Source organism: Streptomyces sp. NPDC015242 (assembly GCF_043079125.1).
Classification (GTDB): domain Bacteria; phylum Actinomycetota; class Actinomycetes; order Streptomycetales; family Streptomycetaceae; genus Streptomyces.
Genome location: NZ_JBIBUF010000001.1, coordinates 130,758 through 147,766 on the forward strand (window position 1 = coordinate 130,758; position 17,009 = coordinate 147,766).

Below are 17,009 nucleotides of genomic sequence, written 5' to 3' on the forward strand. Positions count from 1 at the left end.
CTTCTGCCGACGGCAGAGGTCACCGCCGCGGCAGGCGCGGGAACCTGCGCTCCCTCGCGGCGGCCTCCTCGGCCTTCACCACGGCCGCGTACTGGTCGACGTACTCCTGCTCGGACAGCGAGAGGATCGCGTACATGATCTCGTCGGTGATGGCGCGCAGGACGGCCTTCTCGTTCTCCATCCCCGCGTAGCGGGAGAAGTCGAGGGGCTCGCCGAAGCGGATCATGACGGGGTGGATGTTGGGGATCACCTTGCCGGGCGGCTGGGCCTCGAAGGTGCCGATCATCGCGCAGGGCACGACCGGGACACCGGCCTTGAGGGCCATCACCGCGACACCGACCTTGCCCTTGTAGAGCCGGCCGTCGTGCGAGCGGGTGCCCTCCGGGTAGATGCCGAGCAACTCGCCCTTGGACAGGACGCCGAGGCCCTCGCGGATCGCCGCCTGGCCCGCGTCCTTGCCGGAGCGGTCGACCGGGATCTGCCCCGCGCTGCGGAAGAAGAAGGCCGTCAGGCGGCCCTTGACGCCCGGACCCGTGAAGTACTCGGCCTTCGCGAGGAAGGTGATGCGCCGTTTCAGGATCGCCGGCATCAGGAAGTGGTCCGAGAACGACAGATGATTGCCGGCGATGATCGCGGCGCCCTCCGCCGGGACGTGCTCCAGGCCCTCTATTCGCGGCCGGAAGACCAGTCTCAGCAGCGGACCCAGCAGCACGTATTTCAGCAGGTAGTAGAACAAAGCGGGTGCTCCTCGACTCTCGCGGTGGGCTCAACCGCCGCGTTCCAGCAGGTCAACCGGCATGTCGTGGGGTGCCAGTGTAGGTGCAGGGGCAGGTGCCGGGCACCTCGTGCGACGGGGCCGCGCCGATCCTTCACGGTTTGACTGACGGTCAGTCAGGCGGGTGATTCCTTGTGGTGCGCGTGCGGCCGGGGAGCATCGCGGGACCAGGGTGCTGCTCCGCACGGGTGACCGGCAAGCCGGACGGGCGGGCATGACCGGATCCGGGGGCGGCCCGTCCGGTCGCCGGCTCGTGCGGCCCGGCCGAGTAACCTGCGAGGCATGCGCATCTCTGTTTCCTCGGACATGGACGAGCCCGTCGCCCGCTCCCTCGTGGCCGCGCTGCGCGACCGGGGGCACGAGGTGCTCCCGCACGGCGCGCTGCTCCCCGGGGACGACCCGCAGTGGGCGGTGTGCTCCGAGGCCGCGGCCCGCGAGGTCGCCGACGGGACGGCCGACCAGGCCGTGGTGTGCTGCTGGACCGGCACCGGTGCCTCGATCGCCGCGAACAAGGTGCCCGGTGTCCGGGCCGCCCTGTGCACGGACGCCTACACGGCGGACGGGGCCCGTCGCTGGAACGACGCCAACGTGCTGGCGCTCAGCCTGCGGCTGACGTCCGAGCCGCTGCTGCAGGAGATCCTCGACGCCTGGTTCGGGGGAGTGCCCAGCACGGACGCCGAGGACCGGCAGAACGTGGACCGGGTGCGCCTGCTCGACCACGGCAAGAACCGGATGTGACTCACAGCCGCACGATGATCAGGGCCGTGTCGTCCGTGGCGCCGCCGGACGGCAGCAGTTCCAGCAGGACGGTGTCGGCGAGGGTCTCGGGATCCTGGTCGCGGTGGCGGCGCAGCGCGTCGGCGAGCCGGTCCAGACCCGCGTCGATGTCCTCGCGGCGCCGTTCGACCAGGCCGTCGGTGTACAGCACCAGTGTCGCCCCCGGCGTGAACACGGTCTCGGCCTGCGGCCGGGGAATCGGATCGGGCCGGGCGTCCAGCGGCGTGTCCGTGGCCCGGTCGAGGAACTGCGTACGGCCGTCCGGGTCCATCAGCACGGGCGGCAGGTGCCCCGCGCTGCTGTAGGTGATGGTGCGCCGGTCGAAGTCGATGAAGGTCGTCACCGCCGTGGCCGACTCCGCCCCGTCGACGACGTGGGCATAGCGCCCCAGCACGTCCAGCGCCTGCGCCGGCCCCGCGGCGACCCGGGAGGCCGCGCTGAGCGCGCTGCGCAGCTGACCCATGACGCCGGCCGCCGCCAGGCCGTGTCCCACGACGTCGCCCACGGACACGCCGATCCGGCGCCCGCCGACCAGGTCGACCAGGTCGTACCAGTCCCCGCAGACGTTGAGCGCGCCCACGGCCGGGCGGTAGCGGACCGCCGCCCGGTGGAGGTGGTTGACCTCGCGCCGGGCGGGCAGCATCGCCTCCTGCAGCGCCAGCGCCACCTCCCGGTCCCGGGAGTGCGCCCGCCGCAGCCGCTCGTTGAGCTCCTGGAGCTCACGGGCGCGGGTGTACAGCTCCGCCTCCAGCACCCGCGCGCGGCCGTCACGGCCTCCGGCGCGGTCCCGGGCCCTGATCAGCTCGGTGACCTCCTCGACGCGGTGCACGATCAGCGCCACCTTCCCGTCGGGGCCGAGGACCGGCGCGTTCACCGGACTCCAGTAGCGCTCCTCCCACTCCCCGGGCCGCTCCGGGTCCTGGATGTCGTAGCGCTGCAGCGCCATCGCGTCGCGCTCACCGGTGGCCAGGACGCGGTACAGCGAGGCCTGCAGGTTGCGCATGCCCGTCGCGGCCGGGTCGTCGGGGTTGTCCGGGAAGACGTCGAACACGTGGCGGCCGACCAGTTGCTCACGCGAGCGGCCGGTGCCGCGGACGAACTCCTCGTTCACGTCCGCGTACACCAGCTCCGGCGTCAGGAGCGCCACCATGCCGGGCAGGGACTCGAACACCGCCGCGTAGTCGATCGCCGCATCCGTCATGGCCGCCGCCTCACCAACGCCGGGATCACACCAGTTTCGCACGGTATGGGGGAACGTCACCCGGGTGTCATTCGGAGGAGCCCGCCAGCGGCTGCTCAGCCCAGATGATCTTGCCGTCGGGGATGAACCGCGTGCCCCACCGCTGGGTGAGCTGGGAGACCAGCAGCAGCCCGCGGCCGCCCTCGTCCGTGGTCCGGGGGTGGCGCAGATGGGGCGCGGTGGCGCCACCGTCGAAGACCTCGCACACCAAAGCGCGCTCGCGGATCAGCCGGAGCCGGATCGGGCCTTCGGTGTACCGGATGGCGTTGGTGACCAGCTCGCTCACCACCAGCTCCGTGGTGAAGACCAGCTCGTCCAGGCCCCAGAGCACCAGCTGCCGGGTGGCCGTGCGGCGGGCGTCGGCGACGACGGCCGGATCACAGCGCAGCTCCCAGGCGGCCACCTGCTCGCTGCCGAGACGTTTCGTCCGGGCCATCAGCAGCGCCACGTCGTCGTACGGGCGGGCCGGGACCAGCGCGTCGACCACGGTCCGGCAGTACGCGTCGAGCGGACCCGCATCCTCCAGCGCCCGGCGCAGCCGCTCCCGGCCGGTGTCGACGGCCCACGTCTCGGCCCGGGCCAGCAGCCCGTCGGTGTGCAGGGCCAGCGTGCTGCCCTCCTCGAGGGTCAGCTCCACCGCCTCGAAGGGCGGGCCGCCCACGCCGAGCGCCGGGCCCTGCGGCAGCTCGACGAACGTGACGGAACCGTCCGGCCGCACGACCGCCGGGGCCGGCTGGCCCGCCGCGGCCATCGCGCACCCGCCGTCGACCGGGTCGTAGACGGCGTACAGGCAGCCCGCACCCACGGACTGCCCGCCGCCGGCGTCCGACGCCCCCGGCTCGGCCCCCTGCTCCCGGGCCGCTCGCGCCACCAAGTCGTCCAGGTGGGCCAGCACCTCCTCGGGCGGCAGGTCCAGCGCCGCCAGGGTCCGCACGGCGGTCCGCAGCTGTCCCATGGCGGCCGCGGCGTCGATGCCGTGCCCGGGCACCTCGCCCACGACGAGCGCGACCCGCGCCCCGGAGAGCGGGATGAGGTCGTACCAGTCGCCGCCGAGGCCGGTCAGCTCGTCCGCCGGCCGGTAGCAGGCGGCCACCTCGACGGCGTCCTGCTCGGGCAGCCGGCGCGGCAGCAGACTGCGCTGCAGGACGAGCGCGGCGTCGCGCTCGCGGGTGTAGCGATGGGCGTTGTCCAGGCAGACGGCCGCGCGGGCGACGAGGTCCTCCGCCAGGCGCAGGTCCTCCGCGTCGAAGGGTTCCCGGTGAATGTGGCGGAAGAAGCTGGTGAGGCCCAGGGTGGTGCCCCGCGACCGGATCGGCACGGTCATCACACTGTGCAGCCCCAGTTCCCGGAAGGTGGCCCGCCGGCCGCCCGGGGCGTCGGTCGTCCAGTCCCGGGCCGACGGGTCGAGCCGTTCCGCGCGCCAGGACCGGCCCGACGTGAGGCAGCGGACCGGGGGCGACCCGGCCGGATAGGTCGCCACGTCACCGACGGCGACGACCACGGCCGGCAGGTCGTCGTCCGCCGACCGGTGGCCCGCGCGGCGCAACGCCACCGGCTCCGCCGTGTCCGGCAGCGGCCCGGGCGTCAGCTCGCCGCCGCGCAGCACCGTCTCCAGCAGGTCCACGGAGGCGAAGTCGGCCAGTCCCGGCACCGCCACGTCGGCCAGCTCCTGCGCGGTGCGCATGAGGTCCAGGCTCCGGCCGATGTTCTCACCGGCCCGGTCGAGCAGCGCCAGCCGCTGCCGGGCCCGGTGCCGCTCGGTCATGTCGACGACCGTGTAGTAGACGCCGATCGGGTTGCCCCGGTCGTCCTCGAGCCGGGTGAAGGAGAGCATGTGCGCCGTCTCCCGCAGGGGCGCGGACCGCAGGTGCCCCACGTGCTCGTAGCCGACGACCGCCTCGCCGGTCTCCAGCACGTGCCGCATCTGCGCCTCGACCGCCTGGGCGTCCAGGCCCGGCTGGACGTCCGCGAACCGCAGCCCGAGCCGGCTCGGGGCCGGCCCGCCGCCGAACTGCTCCAGAGCGGCGTTGGACCACACGAACCGCAGATCCGTGTCCACGATCGCGATGCCGACCGGGGCGTCGGAGACCATCCGCTCCAGTACCGCGCGGCTCATGTCCCAGCCCGGCGCGCCGGCCAGCTCCGACAGCAGCAGCAGCCAGCGCGAGCCGCCGCGGGCCTCCTCGGCCGGGGCGATCCGGGCCGCGACCCGCACCGGCCGCCCGTCCTTGCGGCGGACCGTCAGCAGCCCTTGCCACCCGCCGTCCCTGGCGCACCGCTCGACCAGGTCGGGCACCCGCTGCGCGTCCTCGGCGACCAGCAGGTCGGCGAGCTTCCTGCCCACCGCCTCGGCCGCCGGGTACGCCAGCAGGCGCCGGGCGCCGTCCGTCCAGCCCGTCACCACGCCCCGCGGATCGAGCAGCAGGGGCGCCGCGTCGGCCACGTCGAACTGCTGCCGGGCAGTGCCGTACTCCTCGTCTGCGCCCACGGCCGACCTCTCTGTCGCTGAGAGTGGTCTACCACCTCTTGCCCCCATCTTCACCCTTCCGGTGACCGGCGGCGGCTCGGGCGGGGCCGGTCGGGGCGGCGGGGGCCGGCCGGCCGCTCGCCCGGCCCCCGCCCGGGCCCCTTATCCGAGGACCTTCTCCAGCGCCCCGAGCGCCCCCCGGAGCTCCTCGCCGGTGATGGTCAGCGGCGGTGCCAGGCGGATCGTCGACCCGTGGGTGTCCTTCACGAGGACCCCCTCGCGCATGAGGCGCTCGCTGATCTCGCGGCCGGTGCCGAGCGCGGGGTCGACGTCGACGCCCGCCCACAGGCCGCGCGAGCGGAAGCCGACCACGCCCTTGCCGACCAGGCCCGCCAGACCCTCGCGCAGGATGACGCCCAGTTCGGCCGCGCGGCGCTGGAACTCGCCCGTCTCCAGCAGTTCGACGACCGCCGTGCCGACCGCGGCCGCCAGCGGGTTGCCGCCGAACGTCGAGCCGTGCTCGCCCGGGTGCAGCACCCCGAGCACGTCCCGCCGCCCGACCACCGCCGACACCGGCACGATGCCGCCGCCCAGCGCCTTGCCCAGCAGCACCACGTCCGGCACCACCGACTCGTGCTCGACGGCCAGGGTGCTGCCCGTGCGCCCCAGCCCGGACTGGATCTCGTCCGCGACGAACAGGCAGCCCTCCCGCCGGGTCAGCTCACGCACGCCGGCCAGGTAGCCGTCGTCCGGGACGATCACCCCGGCCTCGCCCTGGATCGGCTCGATCAGCACCGCCGCCGTCGTCTCGTCGACGGCCGCCTCCAGCGCGGCCAGGTCGTTGTACGGCACGATCCGGAACCCCGGGGTGAACGGCCCGAAGCCGGTCCGGGCGGTCTCGTCCGTGGAGAAGCTGACGATCGTCGTCGTACGGCCGTGGAAGTTGTCCGCGGCCACCACGATCGTGGCCCGGTCGGCCGGGACGCCCTTGACGTCGTAAGCCCACTTGCGGGCCACCTTCACCCCGCTCTCCACCGCCTCCGCGCCGGTGTTCATGGGCAGCACCATGTCCTGCCCGGTCAGCGCGGCCAGCCGCTCGGCGAACTCCGCGAGCCGGTCGTTGTGGAAGGCCCGCGAGGTCAGGGTCAGCCGGTCGAGCTGGCGGTGGGCCGCCTCGATCAGCGCCGGGTGCCGGTGGCCGAAGTTGAGCGCCGAGTAGCCGGCCAGCATGTCGAGGTAGCGGCGGCCCTCCACGTCCTCCACCCAGGTGCCCTCGGCGCGGGCGACGACCACGGGCAGCGGATGGTAGTTGTGCGCGAGCACCGGCTCCTCCGCCCGGATGAGCTCCTCGGAGCCGCGGCCGCCCCGCGGGCCGTGGTTCTCCTGCGGGTCACGGGTGGTGACGGGTGCGGTCATGAGCGGTTCTCCCGGATCTCCTGGGTGCAGCACTTGATGCCGCCCCCGGCCTTGCGGAACTCGGACAGGTCGACGGGGACGGGGACGTAACCGCGGCCGGCCAGCTGCCCCGCCAGGTCAGTCGCCCCGGGTGAGATGAAGACGTGGCGCCCGTCGGAGACGGAGTTCAGCCCGAACGCCATCGCGTCCCCGCGGGTGGCGAGCACCGCGTCCGGGTACAGCCGGGCCAGCACCTCACGACTGCCCGGCGAGAACGCCTCGGGGTAGTAGGCGATGTTCTCCTCGTCGAGGACGAACAGCGCCGTGTCCAGGTGGTAGAAGTACGGGTCCACCAGCGTCAGGGCGATCACCGGCAACCCGAAGAACTCCTGCGCCTCGGCGTGGGCCTCCCGGGTCGTGCGGAAGCCCGTGCCGGCGAGGATCCAGCGCCCGGCGGGCACCAGGTCGCCCTCGCCCTCGCAGACCGACTCGGGGTGGTAGACCTCGTATCCCTCGGTCTTGAACCACGCCTCGTACGGCACGGACTCCGGGCGGCGCTCCGGCGCGTGGAAGAGGGAGCCGAAGACACGCCCCTCGACGACGACCGCCGCGTTCGCGGCGAAGACCATGTCGGGCAGTCCATGAACGGGCTTCACACTCTCCACGGTATGGCCGTGGGCACGGTAGGTGTCGACCAGTGCCTGCCACTGGTCCAGGGCCCGGATCACGTCGACGGGTTCGTCGGGGTGCATCCAGGGGTTGATCGCGTACTGCACGGCGAAGTGTCTGGGTTCGCAGACGAGGTAGCGCCGCCGGCGCGGCACACGGGAGTCGGGCACGAAGGGGTCCCTCCGCTTCCTCACGGTGTGTGACTGGGGGTTGACACAACGGTAGGAACTGACGGTGGGGGACGACAAGAAACAAAGCTTGCGCGTTCACGCAGGATCGCTGCGTCATGCGGCCGGTCAGCGCACGTCTGCTGCGCCGCCTCTCCTACTCCTCGGGCGCCGGATGGGTGACCCCCGCCTCCGGGCTCTCCGGCAGCAGATGGGACAGCACCATCACGCTGATCGTCTTGCGGATGAACGGCTCCTGCCGGATCCGCTCCAGCACCTCCTCGAAGTGCTCCACGTCCCGCGCCCGCACGTGCAGCAGCGCGTCGGCGCCGCCGGTCACGGTCATCGCCGCGGCGATCTCCGGATAGTCGCGCACCACCTCGGCCAGCCGCCGCGGCGGCGCGGCGCCCTCGCAGTACACCTCGACGTAGGCCTCCGTGCGCCAGCCCAGCGCCGACGGCTTGACGGTCGCCGTGAACCCGGTGATCACGCCCGTCTCCCGCAGCCGGTCGACCCGGCGCTTGACCGCGGTGGCCGACAGCCCGATCGCGGTGCCGATCTCCGCGAACGACGTCCGGGCGTTGGCCATCAGTGCGGTGACGATCTTCCGGTCGAGTTCGTCGAACGCCGTGGACCTGCTGCTCATGCGGGCACTGTAGCCACCGGCCCTCCGGCCCTCCGGCCCGCGCCCCGCGCCGGCGAGGGGCGCGGCGAACGTTCCCCCGGCACGTGTCCAGACGTGCGGATCGCCCCTACACTCCACGTTCATGCTGCGCGCCCTGGCTGTCGACGACGAACGCCCCTCGCTGGAGGAGCTGCTCTACCTGCTGCGGGCCGACCCCCGCGTCGGCAGCGCGGAGGGCGCCGGCGACGCGACCGAGGCGCTGCGCCGCATCAACCGCGCCCTGGAGTCCGGCCCGGGCGGACCCGAGGCCATCGACGTCGTCTTCCTCGACATCCAGATGCCGGGCCTCGACGGGCTCGACCTGGCCCGGCTGCTGACCGGGTTCGCCCGGCCGCCGCTCGTCGTGTTCGTCACCGCCCACGAGGACTTCGCCGTGCAGGCCTTCGACCTCAAGGCCGTCGACTACGTGCTCAAACCGGTCCGCAAGGAACGCCTCGCCGAGGCCGTCCGCCGAGCCGCCGAACTGCGCGGCGCCACCCCGCGCATACCCGTGAGCGAGCCCGACCCGGACCACATACCCGTCGAGCTGGGCGGCGTGACCCGCTTCGTCGCCGTCGACGACATCACCCACGTCGAGGCCCAGGGCGACTACGCCCGCCTGCACACCGACAAGGGCAGCCACCTGGTCCGCATCCCGCTGTCCACCCTGGAGGAGCGCTGGCGCTCGCGCGGCTTCGTCCGCATCCACCGCCGCCACCTCGTCGCCCTGCGCCACATCGGCGAGCTGCGCCTGGACGCCGGCACCGTCAGCGTCCTCGTCGGCGGCGAGGAACTCCAGGTCAGCCGCCGTCACACCCGCGAACTGCGCGACCTGCTGATGAGGAGGCCGTGACGGTGCCCCAGGACCACGCCGAACGCCGCGTCGTCGTCACCGGCCCGCCCCGCCGCACCCGCAGGGCCTCGGGCTACTACCGCCCGCGCACCGAGATCGACGAGCAGACCACCCTCGGCCACACCTACGTCCGCTCCCTGATGCGCACCCAGCTGCGCGCCGCCCTCACCGTGTTCGCGGTCCTCGGCCTGCTCGTCGGGCCGCTCCCGCTGCTCTTCGCGGCCCTGCCCGGCGCCCGCCGCCTGGAGTGGGCCGTGCTCGGCTTCGGCCTCTACCTGCCCCTGGTCCTGCTCGCCCGCTGGTACGTCCGGCGCGCCGAGCGCAACGAGCGCGACTTCGTCCGTCTCGTCGAGGACCGCTGACCCCGCACGCCCATGAACTCCAGCTACGCCGTCCCCGCCGTCGCCCTGGTCGTCGTCGCCACGGTCCTGGTCGGCGCCTTCGGCCTGCGCATCTCCCGCACCACCTCCGACTTCTACGTGGCCTCCCGCACGGTCGGGCCCCGCCTGAACGCCGCCGCCATCAGCGGCGAGTACCTCTCCGCCGCCTCCTTCCTCGGCATAGCGGGCCTGGTCCTGGTCCAGGGCCCGGACATGCTCTGGTACCCGGTCGGCTACACCGCCGGGTATCTCCTCCTGCTGCTCTTCGTCGCCGCGCCCCTGCGCCGCTCCGGCGCCTACACACTGCCCGACTTCGCCGAGGCCCGCCTCGCCTCCCAGGCCGTGCGGCGGCTCGCCGGGGCCTTCGTCGTCGGCGTCGGCTGGCTGTACCTGCTGCCCCAGCTCCAGGGCGCCGGCCTCACCCTGACCGTGCTGACCGGGGCGCCCGACTGGCTGGGCGGCGTGACCGTCGCCGTCGTCGTCACCGCGACCGTCGCCGCCGGCGGCATGCGCAGCATCACCTTCGTCCAGGCCTTCCAGTACTGGCTGAAGCTCACCGCGCTGCTCGTCCCCGCCCTCTTCCTGGTCCTCGCCTGGCAGAGCGACGGCGCCCCGCGGCACGCCTTCGACGAACCGGCCACCTTCCGTGAGCAGCGGGCCGTCCGCGTCGACGACAGCGTCGACCTGAAGCTGGAGCGCCCCCTGAGCGTCACGGTCACCGGCACCGTCGACGGCCGCACCCACACCGCGGCCCGCCTGAACCTGCCCGCCGGCATCCACCACATCGAAGGCGGCACCCGCCTCACCTTCGCCGCCGGAGCGCCCGTGCCGGAGGCCGAACGGGAAGGCGCCGGCGACCTGTCCCCGTCGCAGGCCGAGAGCCGCGCGGAACGCCCCCTGTACGCCACCTACGGGCTGATCCTCGCCACGTTCCTCGGCACCATGGGCCTGCCCCACGTCGTGGTCCGCTTCTACACCAGCCCGCACGGCGTCGCCGCCCGCCGCACCACCGTCGCGGTGCTCGGCCTGATCGGCGCCTTCTACCTCCTGCCCCCCGTCTACGGCGCCCTGGGCCGCCTCTACGCCCCGGAACTGACTCTCACCGGGGACCCCGACGCAGCCGTCCTGCTGCTGCCCGACAGGATGATCGGGGGAGTGGGCGGCGATCTTCTCGGCGCCCTGGTCGCGGGCGGCGCCTTCGCCGCGTTCCTGTCCACGGCCTCGGGCCTGACCATGGCGGTGGCGGGCGTCCTCACCCAGGACGTGCTGCCCTCCCGGGGCGTGCGGCACTTCCGGCTCGGGACGGTCCTGGCCATGTCCGTGCCCCTCGTGGCGAGCGTCCTGGTCGGCGGGCTCCCGGTCGCCGACGCGGTCGGGCTCGCCTTCGCCGTGTCGGCGTCCTCGTTCTGCCCGCTGCTCGTCCTGGGCATCTGGTGGCGGCGGCTGACCCCGCCCGGCGCCGCCGCCGGGATGCTCGTCGGGGGCGGCTCCGCCCTGCTGGCGGTCGCCGCGACCATGGCGGGCTACCCGGGTGAGGGCGCCGCCCTGCACGCCCTGCTGGCCTGGCCCGCCCTGTGGTCGGTGCCGCTGGGCTTCCTCACCATGATCCTGGTGTCCCTCGCCACCCCCGGCCGCGTCCCGCCGGGCACGGCCGCGGTCCTGGCCCGCTTCCACCTGCCCGAGGAACTGCGCACGGAGGCGACGGCATGAGCGACTTCCTCGCGGGCCTGTGCGTCGCCGTGCTCCCGGTCCTGGCGCTCGGCGTCTGGCTCGGCCGGCGTACCGCCCGGGCCAAGAGCCTCGCCGGTCTGGGCACCCCCGTCGAGCACGCCACCTTCGAGACCCTGCACACCGCCTCCCTCGCCGCGCCCCCGCTGCGTGCCGGGCTGACCGAGGAGACCGCCCGCAAGTCCGCCCGCAAACTGCGCTCCCTGCTCGGCACGGACGCCCTCTGCCTCACCGACCGGGCACAGGTCCTGGTCTGGGACGGCGACGGCGCCCACCACCGCACCGAGATCATGGAGCGCCTCGCGGGCCCCCTGGACACCGGCCGCGGCGAGGCCTTCCGGCTCACCTGCGACCGCCTGGACTGCTCGGTGCGCTGGGCGGTCGTCGCCCCGCTCACCGTCGACGACCGGGTGCACGGCGCCCTGGTCGCCTGCGCGCCCCGCGAGTCCGCCGTGCTGGTCCGGGCCGCCGGCGAGGTCGCCCGCTGGGTCTCCGTGCAGCTGGAGCTGGCCGACCTCGACCAGTCGCGCACCCGCCTGATCGAGGCCGAGATCAAGGCGCTGCGCGCCCAGATCTCCCCCCACTTCATCTTCAACTCGCTCGCGGTGATCGCGAGCTTCGTCCGCACCGACCCCGAGCGCGCCCGCGAGCTGCTGCTGGAGTTCGCCGACTTCACCCGCTACTCGTTCCGCCGGCACGGCGACTTCACCACCCTCGCCGACGAGCTGCACGCCATCGACCACTACCTGGCCCTGGTCCGGGCACGCTTCGGGGAGCGCCTCTCGGTCACCCTGCAAATAGCCCCGGAGGTGCTGCCCGTGGCCCTGCCGTTCCTGTGCCTGCAACCGCTGGTCGAGAACGCCGTCAAGCACGGCCTGGAGGGCAAGGCCGTCTCCTCCGGCACGTGCCGCATCCAGATCACCGCGCAGGACGCGGGGGCCGAGGCCCTGGTCGTCATCGAGGACGACGGCGCGGGCATGGACCCGGAACTGCTGCGCCGCATCCTCGCCCGCGAGGCCAGCCCCTCGGGCGGCATCGGCCTGTCCAACGTCGACGACCGGCTCCGCCAGGTCTACGGCGACGACCACGGCCTCGTCATCGAGACCGCGGTCGGCGCCGGCATGAAGATCACCGTCCGGCTCCCGAAGTACCAGCCGGGCGTGCACTCGGCGGGCCGGCTGACCCGGGAGTGAGCCGTCAGGTGCTGCGTGTGGTGACCACCATCCCCAGGGTGATCAGGCCCAGGACGACCCAGCCGAACCACAGCCAGCCGTTGCTGCCGAGCGCCACCGTGTAGGCCGTCACCACGACGAGGCCGCCCATGGTGAGCGCCCCCATGGTCTTCGTCCCGTTGTCACCGCTGGAACCGTGCGTGGAACCGGGCATCGCGACACCCTCCTCGTGGTCCGGTCCCTCCATGGTGCCCGGCCGACGCCCGGCGCGCACCGTCCCTGCGCGAGCCGGTTTCAGCGCCCCTGCGTGTTCAGCGAGGCCAGATAGGCGTTGTACGCCTCCAGCTCCTTGTCGCCGTCCCGGTCGGCGGCCCGGTCCGTGCGCCTGGCCTGCCGCTGCTCGGAGCCGTACCACTGGAACAGCAGCGCGATCAGCACCAGCACGGACGGGACCTCGCTGAACGCCCAGGCGATGCCGCCCGCCGCGTTCTGGTCGGACAGCGCCTCGATGCCGAGGGAGGCGGGCGGGTTCTCGAAGGTCGCGACCATCGGCTGGGACGCCATCATCAGCGCGATGCCGAAGAACGCGTGGAACGGCATGCCCGCGAACAGCTCCAGCATCCGCATCAGGTAGCCCGGCCGGTGCGGGCCCGGGTCCACGCCCATGATCGGCCAGAAGAACACCAGGCCGACGGCGAGGAAGTGCACCATCATCGCGATGTGCCCCACCCGGGAACCCATCAGGGTGTCGAAGATCGGGGTGAAGTACAGCCCGTACAGGCTCGCGATGAACAGCGGGATGGTGAAGGCCGGATGCGTGACGATCCGCATGTACCGGCTGTGCAGGAACATCAGCAGCAGCTCACGCGGCCCCTTGCGGCCCCGGCCCGCCGTCGGCAGCGCCCGCAGCGCCAGCGTGATCGGCGCCCCGAGCAGGATCAGGATCGGCGAGACCATGCTGATCACCATGTGCTGCACCATGTGCACGCTGAACATGACCATGCCGTAGTCGTTCAGGCGGGTGCACATCATGAGCATGATGCTCAGCACGCCCAGCGTGTAGGCGACGGTCCGGCCCACCGGCCACTTGTCCCCGCGCCGCACCAGCCGCACGACGCCCCAGCCGTACAGGGCCAGCCCCGCCAGGCAGGCGACGAGGAAGAACGGGTCCGCCGACCACTCCAGACCTCGCCCCAGCGTGAACGGCGGCAGATCCATGGTCATGCCGTGCCCGCTGTGATCCATTCCGCCGGCTCCTGTTTCGTGGGGGTGTGCAGCAAGTTGTCCGCCCACAAGAGTAGAACCGCCCCCGGCCACACAGGTGACCGGGGGCGAGGTTCCACAGGCGCGGCACCCTCAGAGAACGGTCTCCGCCTCCTCGTACCGCTCGTCCGGCACGGTCTTCAGCGTCTCCACGGCCTCCGCCAGCGGCACCATCACGATGTCGGTCCCGCGCAGCGCGGTCATCTGCCCGAACTCACCCCGGTGCACGGCCTCCACCGCGTGCCAGCCGAACCGCGTGGCCAGCACCCGGTCGTAGGCGGTGGGCGTACCGCCGCGCTGCACGTGCCCCAGGATCACCGGCCGCGCTTCCTTGCCCAGCCGCCGCTCCAGCTCCACCGACAGCTGCCGCGCGACGCCCGCGAACCGCTCGTGCCCGTAGATGTCCTTGCCGCCCTCGTCGAACTCCATCGTCCCGGCCCGGGGCTTGGCCCCCTCCGCCGCGACCACGATCGCGAAGCGCTTGCCCGCCTCGAACCGCTCACCGACCCGCCGGGTCAGCTCCTCTATGTCGAAGGGCCGCTCGGGCACCACGATGGCGTGCGCACCGGCCGCCATGCCGGAGTGCAGCGCGATCCAGCCGGTGTGCCGGCCCATGACCTCCACCACGAGGACCCGCTGGTGGGACTCGGCCGTGGTCTTCAGACGGTCCAGCGCCTCGGTCGCCACTCCGACGGCCGTGTCGAAGCCGAAGGTGACGTCCGTGACCGCGATGTCGTTGTCGATCGTCTTCGGCACACCCACCACGGGCAGGCCGCTGTCCGACATCAGCCGCGCGGCCTTGAGCGTGCCCTCGCCGCCGATCGGGATGATCGCGTCGAGACCCAGCTCCTGGACATGGCCCCTGGCCCGCTCCACACCGTCCCGCAGATGCGAGGGCTGGACCCGGGAGGAACCGAGAATCGTGCCGCCGCGGGCGAGGATGCCGCCCACCGCGTCGAGGTCGAGCTTGAGGTAGTCGCACTCCAGGAGGCCCTTCCAGCCGTCCCGGAAGCCGATGACCTCGTCGCCGTGGTCGACGACGGCGCGGTGCACGACGGACCGGATGACGGCGTTCAGGCCGGGGCAGTCGCCGCCGGACGTGAGGACACCAATGCGCATAGCCCGAGAAACCTTATCGACGTGGGCCTGGACCGGACCGCGTCGTCCGGCTGGAATCCCCGCCACCCTAGCGGCTCCGGGGGGCCGGACCGAAGCACGCGTCCGCCTGCTGGACGACCCCGCTCACCTGTGCGGACGGGCCGTCATACGGGCTGTTGACCAGCAGGTTGACGCGCGCCCCGGGCACGCTGCGGCGCTGTGCCTACGCGGGCTGCTGAGCAGCGGCGATGCGCTCGTTGCGCAGCGCCTCGTACCAGTGGTCGTCGGTCGGCGGCAGCGCGTTGACGTCGAGGGCCAGCTTCAGCAGCAGGTCCGCGATCAGCGGGTTGCGCGCGAGCACCGGCCCGTGCATGTACGTGCCGAAGACCGTGTCGTTGTACGCGCCCTCCGTGCCGTCGCCCGTGCCGTTGCCGTTGCCGAAGCGGACCTGGGCGAGCGGGCGGGCGGTGGGGCCGAGGTGGGTGACGCCCTGGTGGTTCTCGAAGCCGGTCAGCGGGGGCAGGCCGAGGCGCGGGTCGACGTCGCCGAGCACGTCACCGACGCACCGCGCGCCCTCGCCGCGCACCGAGACCACGTCCAGCAGCCCCAGCCCGGGCTCGCGCTGGCCGAGGTCGTTGATGAACTCGTGGCCGAGGATCTGGTAGCCGGCACACACGGAGAACACGATGGCGCCGTTCTCCACGGCCCGGGTCAGACCGCCGTCCCGGCGCAGCCGCTCGGCCGCGAGCCGCTGCGGCCGGTCCTCGCCGCCGCCGATCAGGTAGATGTCCCCGGAGGTCGGGATCGGCTGGTCGCTGCGCACGTCCAGCCGGGCCACGTCCAGGCGGCGCTGCCGCGCCCGGCGCTCCACGACGAGGACGTTGCCCTGGTCGCCGTAGGTGCTGAGCAGGTCGGGATAGATCCAGACGATGCGCAGTTGGTTGTCGCTCACAAAAGTCCCCTGACGTCTCGTGCTCAGTTGCCGACGCGGCGGCGGAGGTCCTGGAACGCCGTGTAGTTGGCGATGACCTCGATACGGCCCGGCGGGCACGCGGCCACGGCCTGGTCGAGGTTGTCGTAGACCTGGAAGTGCTGGTCGGCGACCTCCAGACGCACCGCCAGATCCAGCCGCCGGTCGCCGACCACGCAGATCGGGTGGCCGGTCAGGCGCGTGTAGTCGACGTCCCACAGCCAGGAGGTGTCGGTGCCGTCGGCGGAGCGCGCGTTCACGGACAGGATGACCGGCGCGGGCGGCGGGTCGATCAGGGAGAACGTCTCCAGCCAGCCGGCCGGGTTCTTCGCGAGCAGCAGGCGCAGGTCGCGGCCCTGGAACTGGACGACGTCGTACCGTCCGGCCACCGCCTGCACCTGGTACATGCGCTCCAGCGCGACCTGCGGCGGCACCCCGAACACCGCGGCGACGGCGGCCGAGGAGGCGGCGTTGGCCTTGTTGGCGCGGCCGGGCAGCTGGAGGTGGATCGGCCAGGCCGAGCCGTGCGGGTCGAGGACGTGGTCGCCGGAGAGCGCCCAGCTCGGCGTCGGACGGCGGAAGCCGCACTCACCGCAGAACCAGTCGTCGCCCGGGCGCTGCATCACGCCGCCGCACGAGGGGCAGGACCAGGCGTCGTCCTTCCACATCTGGCCGGCGGCGACCCAGATCACGTTGGGGGAGGAGGACGCCGCCCACACCACCAGCGGGTCGTCGCAGTTGGCCACGACCACGGCCTTGGAACCGGCGAGCCCCTCGCGCCAGTTCTCGGCGAGCATGCGGGTCTCCGCCGCGCGGTCGAGCTGGTCACGGGAGAGGTTCAGCAGCGCGATGCACTTCGGGTCGGTGTCCCGGGCGACGCCGGCCAGGTACTTCTCGTCGACCTCGATGACGCCGTACCGGGCGTCCGAGCCGCCGGCGAGCGCCGAGGTGATGCCGGCCGGCATGTTGGCGCCGAGCGCGTTGGAGACGACCGGACCGGCCGCGCGCAGGGCCTCGGCGATCAGCCGGGTGGTCGTGGTCTTGCCGTTGGTCGCCGAGACCAGGATCACGTCCAGGTTCTGCGCCAGCCGGGCGAGGAGGTCGGGGTCGAGCTTGAGCGCCACCCGGCCGCCGATGACCGATCCGCTGCCGCGACCCGCCGCGCGGGACGCCGCCGCGACCGCCTTGCCCGCCGTCACGGCCAGCTTGGCCCGCGGCGAGAGCGGGTCCGAGTTGCCTGCCATCAGTTCTCGATCCTCCTTGCGTACGCGCCGCGCCTTGAAGCCTGACGGCCACGTGGTGTGGACCTCAGCCTATCGAGATCCCTTCGCACTCCCGAACCGCGGCACTGTGGCGAACTCGTGTGGGAGGCGCGCACCGACAGGACCTTA

At 73.0% G+C, this 17,009-nt stretch carries 16 protein-coding genes; 5 read left to right on the plus strand and 11 right to left on the minus strand.

Annotated elements, in window-relative coordinates; all coding sequences use genetic code 11:
* Window positions 1-19: 19 nt before the first annotated feature.
* A complete protein-coding gene (locus tag ACF07N_RS00660) occupies window positions 20-736 on the minus strand; it encodes a lysophospholipid acyltransferase family protein (protein ID WP_392106593.1) in 717 nt (238 codons plus the stop codon).
* A 321-nt stretch (window positions 737-1,057) separates the two neighbouring features.
* Here ACF07N_RS00660 and ACF07N_RS00665 point away from each other — a divergent pair, with 321 nt between their 5' ends.
* Window positions 1,058-1,513 (plus strand): RpiB/LacA/LacB family sugar-phosphate isomerase, encoded by a 456-nt coding sequence (locus ACF07N_RS00665; protein WP_383332777.1) that lies wholly within the window; start codon window positions 1,058-1,060, stop codon window positions 1,511-1,513.
* 1 nt (window position 1,514) lies between these two features.
* On the opposite strand, the gene ACF07N_RS00670 is transcribed toward ACF07N_RS00665, so the two are convergent.
* The 5 genes from ACF07N_RS00670 to ACF07N_RS00690 all read right to left on the minus strand — a co-directional run bounded on the left by ACF07N_RS00670 (window position 1,515) and on the right by ACF07N_RS00690 (window position 8,136).
* Window positions 1,515-2,753: a PP2C family protein-serine/threonine phosphatase gene (locus tag ACF07N_RS00670; protein WP_392106596.1), complete on the minus strand. Its 1,239-nt coding sequence runs from the start codon at window positions 2,751-2,753 to the stop codon at window positions 1,515-1,517.
* A 67-nt stretch (window positions 2,754-2,820) separates the two neighbouring features.
* Window positions 2,821-5,280 (minus strand): SpoIIE family protein phosphatase, encoded by a 2,460-nt coding sequence (locus ACF07N_RS00675; RefSeq protein WP_392106599.1) that lies wholly within the window; start codon window positions 5,278-5,280, stop codon window positions 2,821-2,823.
* A 141-nt stretch (window positions 5,281-5,421) separates the two neighbouring features.
* Complete coding sequence (gene rocD, locus ACF07N_RS00680; RefSeq protein ID WP_392106602.1) at window positions 5,422-6,675, minus strand: ornithine--oxo-acid transaminase; 1,254 nt, start codon at window positions 6,673-6,675, stop codon at window positions 5,422-5,424.
* Complete coding sequence (gene ddaH / locus ACF07N_RS00685; protein ID WP_392106604.1) at window positions 6,672-7,493, minus strand: dimethylargininase; 822 nt, start codon at window positions 7,491-7,493, stop codon at window positions 6,672-6,674. Before ddaH ends, rocD begins: the two co-directional genes overlap by 4 nt.
* A 154-nt stretch (window positions 7,494-7,647) precedes the next feature.
* On the minus strand, window positions 7,648-8,136 hold the full coding sequence (locus tag ACF07N_RS00690; RefSeq protein WP_383332769.1) for an Lrp/AsnC family transcriptional regulator: 489 nt from the start codon (window positions 8,134-8,136) through the stop codon (window positions 7,648-7,650).
* A gap of 121 nt (window positions 8,137-8,257) precedes the next feature.
* Here ACF07N_RS00690 and ACF07N_RS00695 point away from each other — a divergent pair, with 121 nt between their 5' ends.
* Genes ACF07N_RS00695 through ACF07N_RS00710 form a run of 4 tightly spaced genes read left to right on the plus strand, consistent with a single transcriptional unit; the run spans window position 8,258 to window position 12,308 of the window.
* Window positions 8,258-9,007, plus strand: coding sequence for a LytR/AlgR family response regulator transcription factor (locus tag ACF07N_RS00695; protein WP_383332767.1), 750 nt, complete (start codon window positions 8,258-8,260; stop codon window positions 9,005-9,007).
* 2 nt (window positions 9,008-9,009) lie between these two features.
* A complete protein-coding gene (locus ACF07N_RS00700) occupies window positions 9,010-9,369 on the plus strand; it encodes a hypothetical protein (RefSeq protein ID WP_383333035.1) in 360 nt (119 codons plus the stop codon).
* Between the two features lie 12 nt (window positions 9,370-9,381).
* Complete coding sequence (locus tag ACF07N_RS00705; RefSeq protein ID WP_392106609.1) at window positions 9,382-11,097, plus strand: cation acetate symporter; 1,716 nt, start codon at window positions 9,382-9,384, stop codon at window positions 11,095-11,097.
* Window positions 11,094-12,308, plus strand: a complete 1,215-nt coding sequence (locus ACF07N_RS00710) for a sensor histidine kinase (RefSeq protein WP_392106612.1) — start codon at window positions 11,094-11,096, stop codon at window positions 12,306-12,308. Before ACF07N_RS00705 ends, ACF07N_RS00710 begins: the two co-directional genes overlap by 4 nt.
* A gap of 4 nt (window positions 12,309-12,312) precedes the next feature.
* Here ACF07N_RS00710 and ACF07N_RS00715 read toward each other — a convergent pair whose 3' ends face one another.
* The 5 genes from ACF07N_RS00715 to ACF07N_RS00735 all read right to left on the minus strand — a co-directional run bounded on the left by ACF07N_RS00715 (window position 12,313) and on the right by ACF07N_RS00735 (window position 16,862).
* Window positions 12,313-12,501, minus strand: a complete 189-nt coding sequence (locus tag ACF07N_RS00715; protein ID WP_383332761.1) for a hypothetical protein — start codon at window positions 12,499-12,501, stop codon at window positions 12,313-12,315.
* A gap of 80 nt (window positions 12,502-12,581) precedes the next feature.
* Window positions 12,582-13,532, minus strand: a complete 951-nt coding sequence (locus ACF07N_RS00720; RefSeq protein ID WP_392106615.1) for a cytochrome c oxidase assembly protein — start codon at window positions 13,530-13,532, stop codon at window positions 12,582-12,584.
* A 111-nt stretch (window positions 13,533-13,643) separates the two neighbouring features.
* Window positions 13,644-14,669, minus strand: a complete 1,026-nt coding sequence (locus ACF07N_RS00725) for a 6-phosphofructokinase (protein WP_383332757.1) — start codon at window positions 14,667-14,669, stop codon at window positions 13,644-13,646.
* A 202-nt stretch (window positions 14,670-14,871) separates the two neighbouring features.
* Window positions 14,872-15,600, minus strand: a complete 729-nt coding sequence (locus tag ACF07N_RS00730; protein ID WP_392106618.1) for a type 1 glutamine amidotransferase — start codon at window positions 15,598-15,600, stop codon at window positions 14,872-14,874.
* Window positions 15,601-15,623: 23 nt separating this feature from the next.
* Window positions 15,624-16,862 (minus strand): MurT ligase domain-containing protein, encoded by a 1,239-nt coding sequence (locus ACF07N_RS00735; RefSeq protein ID WP_383332752.1) that lies wholly within the window; start codon window positions 16,860-16,862, stop codon window positions 15,624-15,626.
* Window positions 16,863-17,009 lie beyond the last annotated feature (147 nt).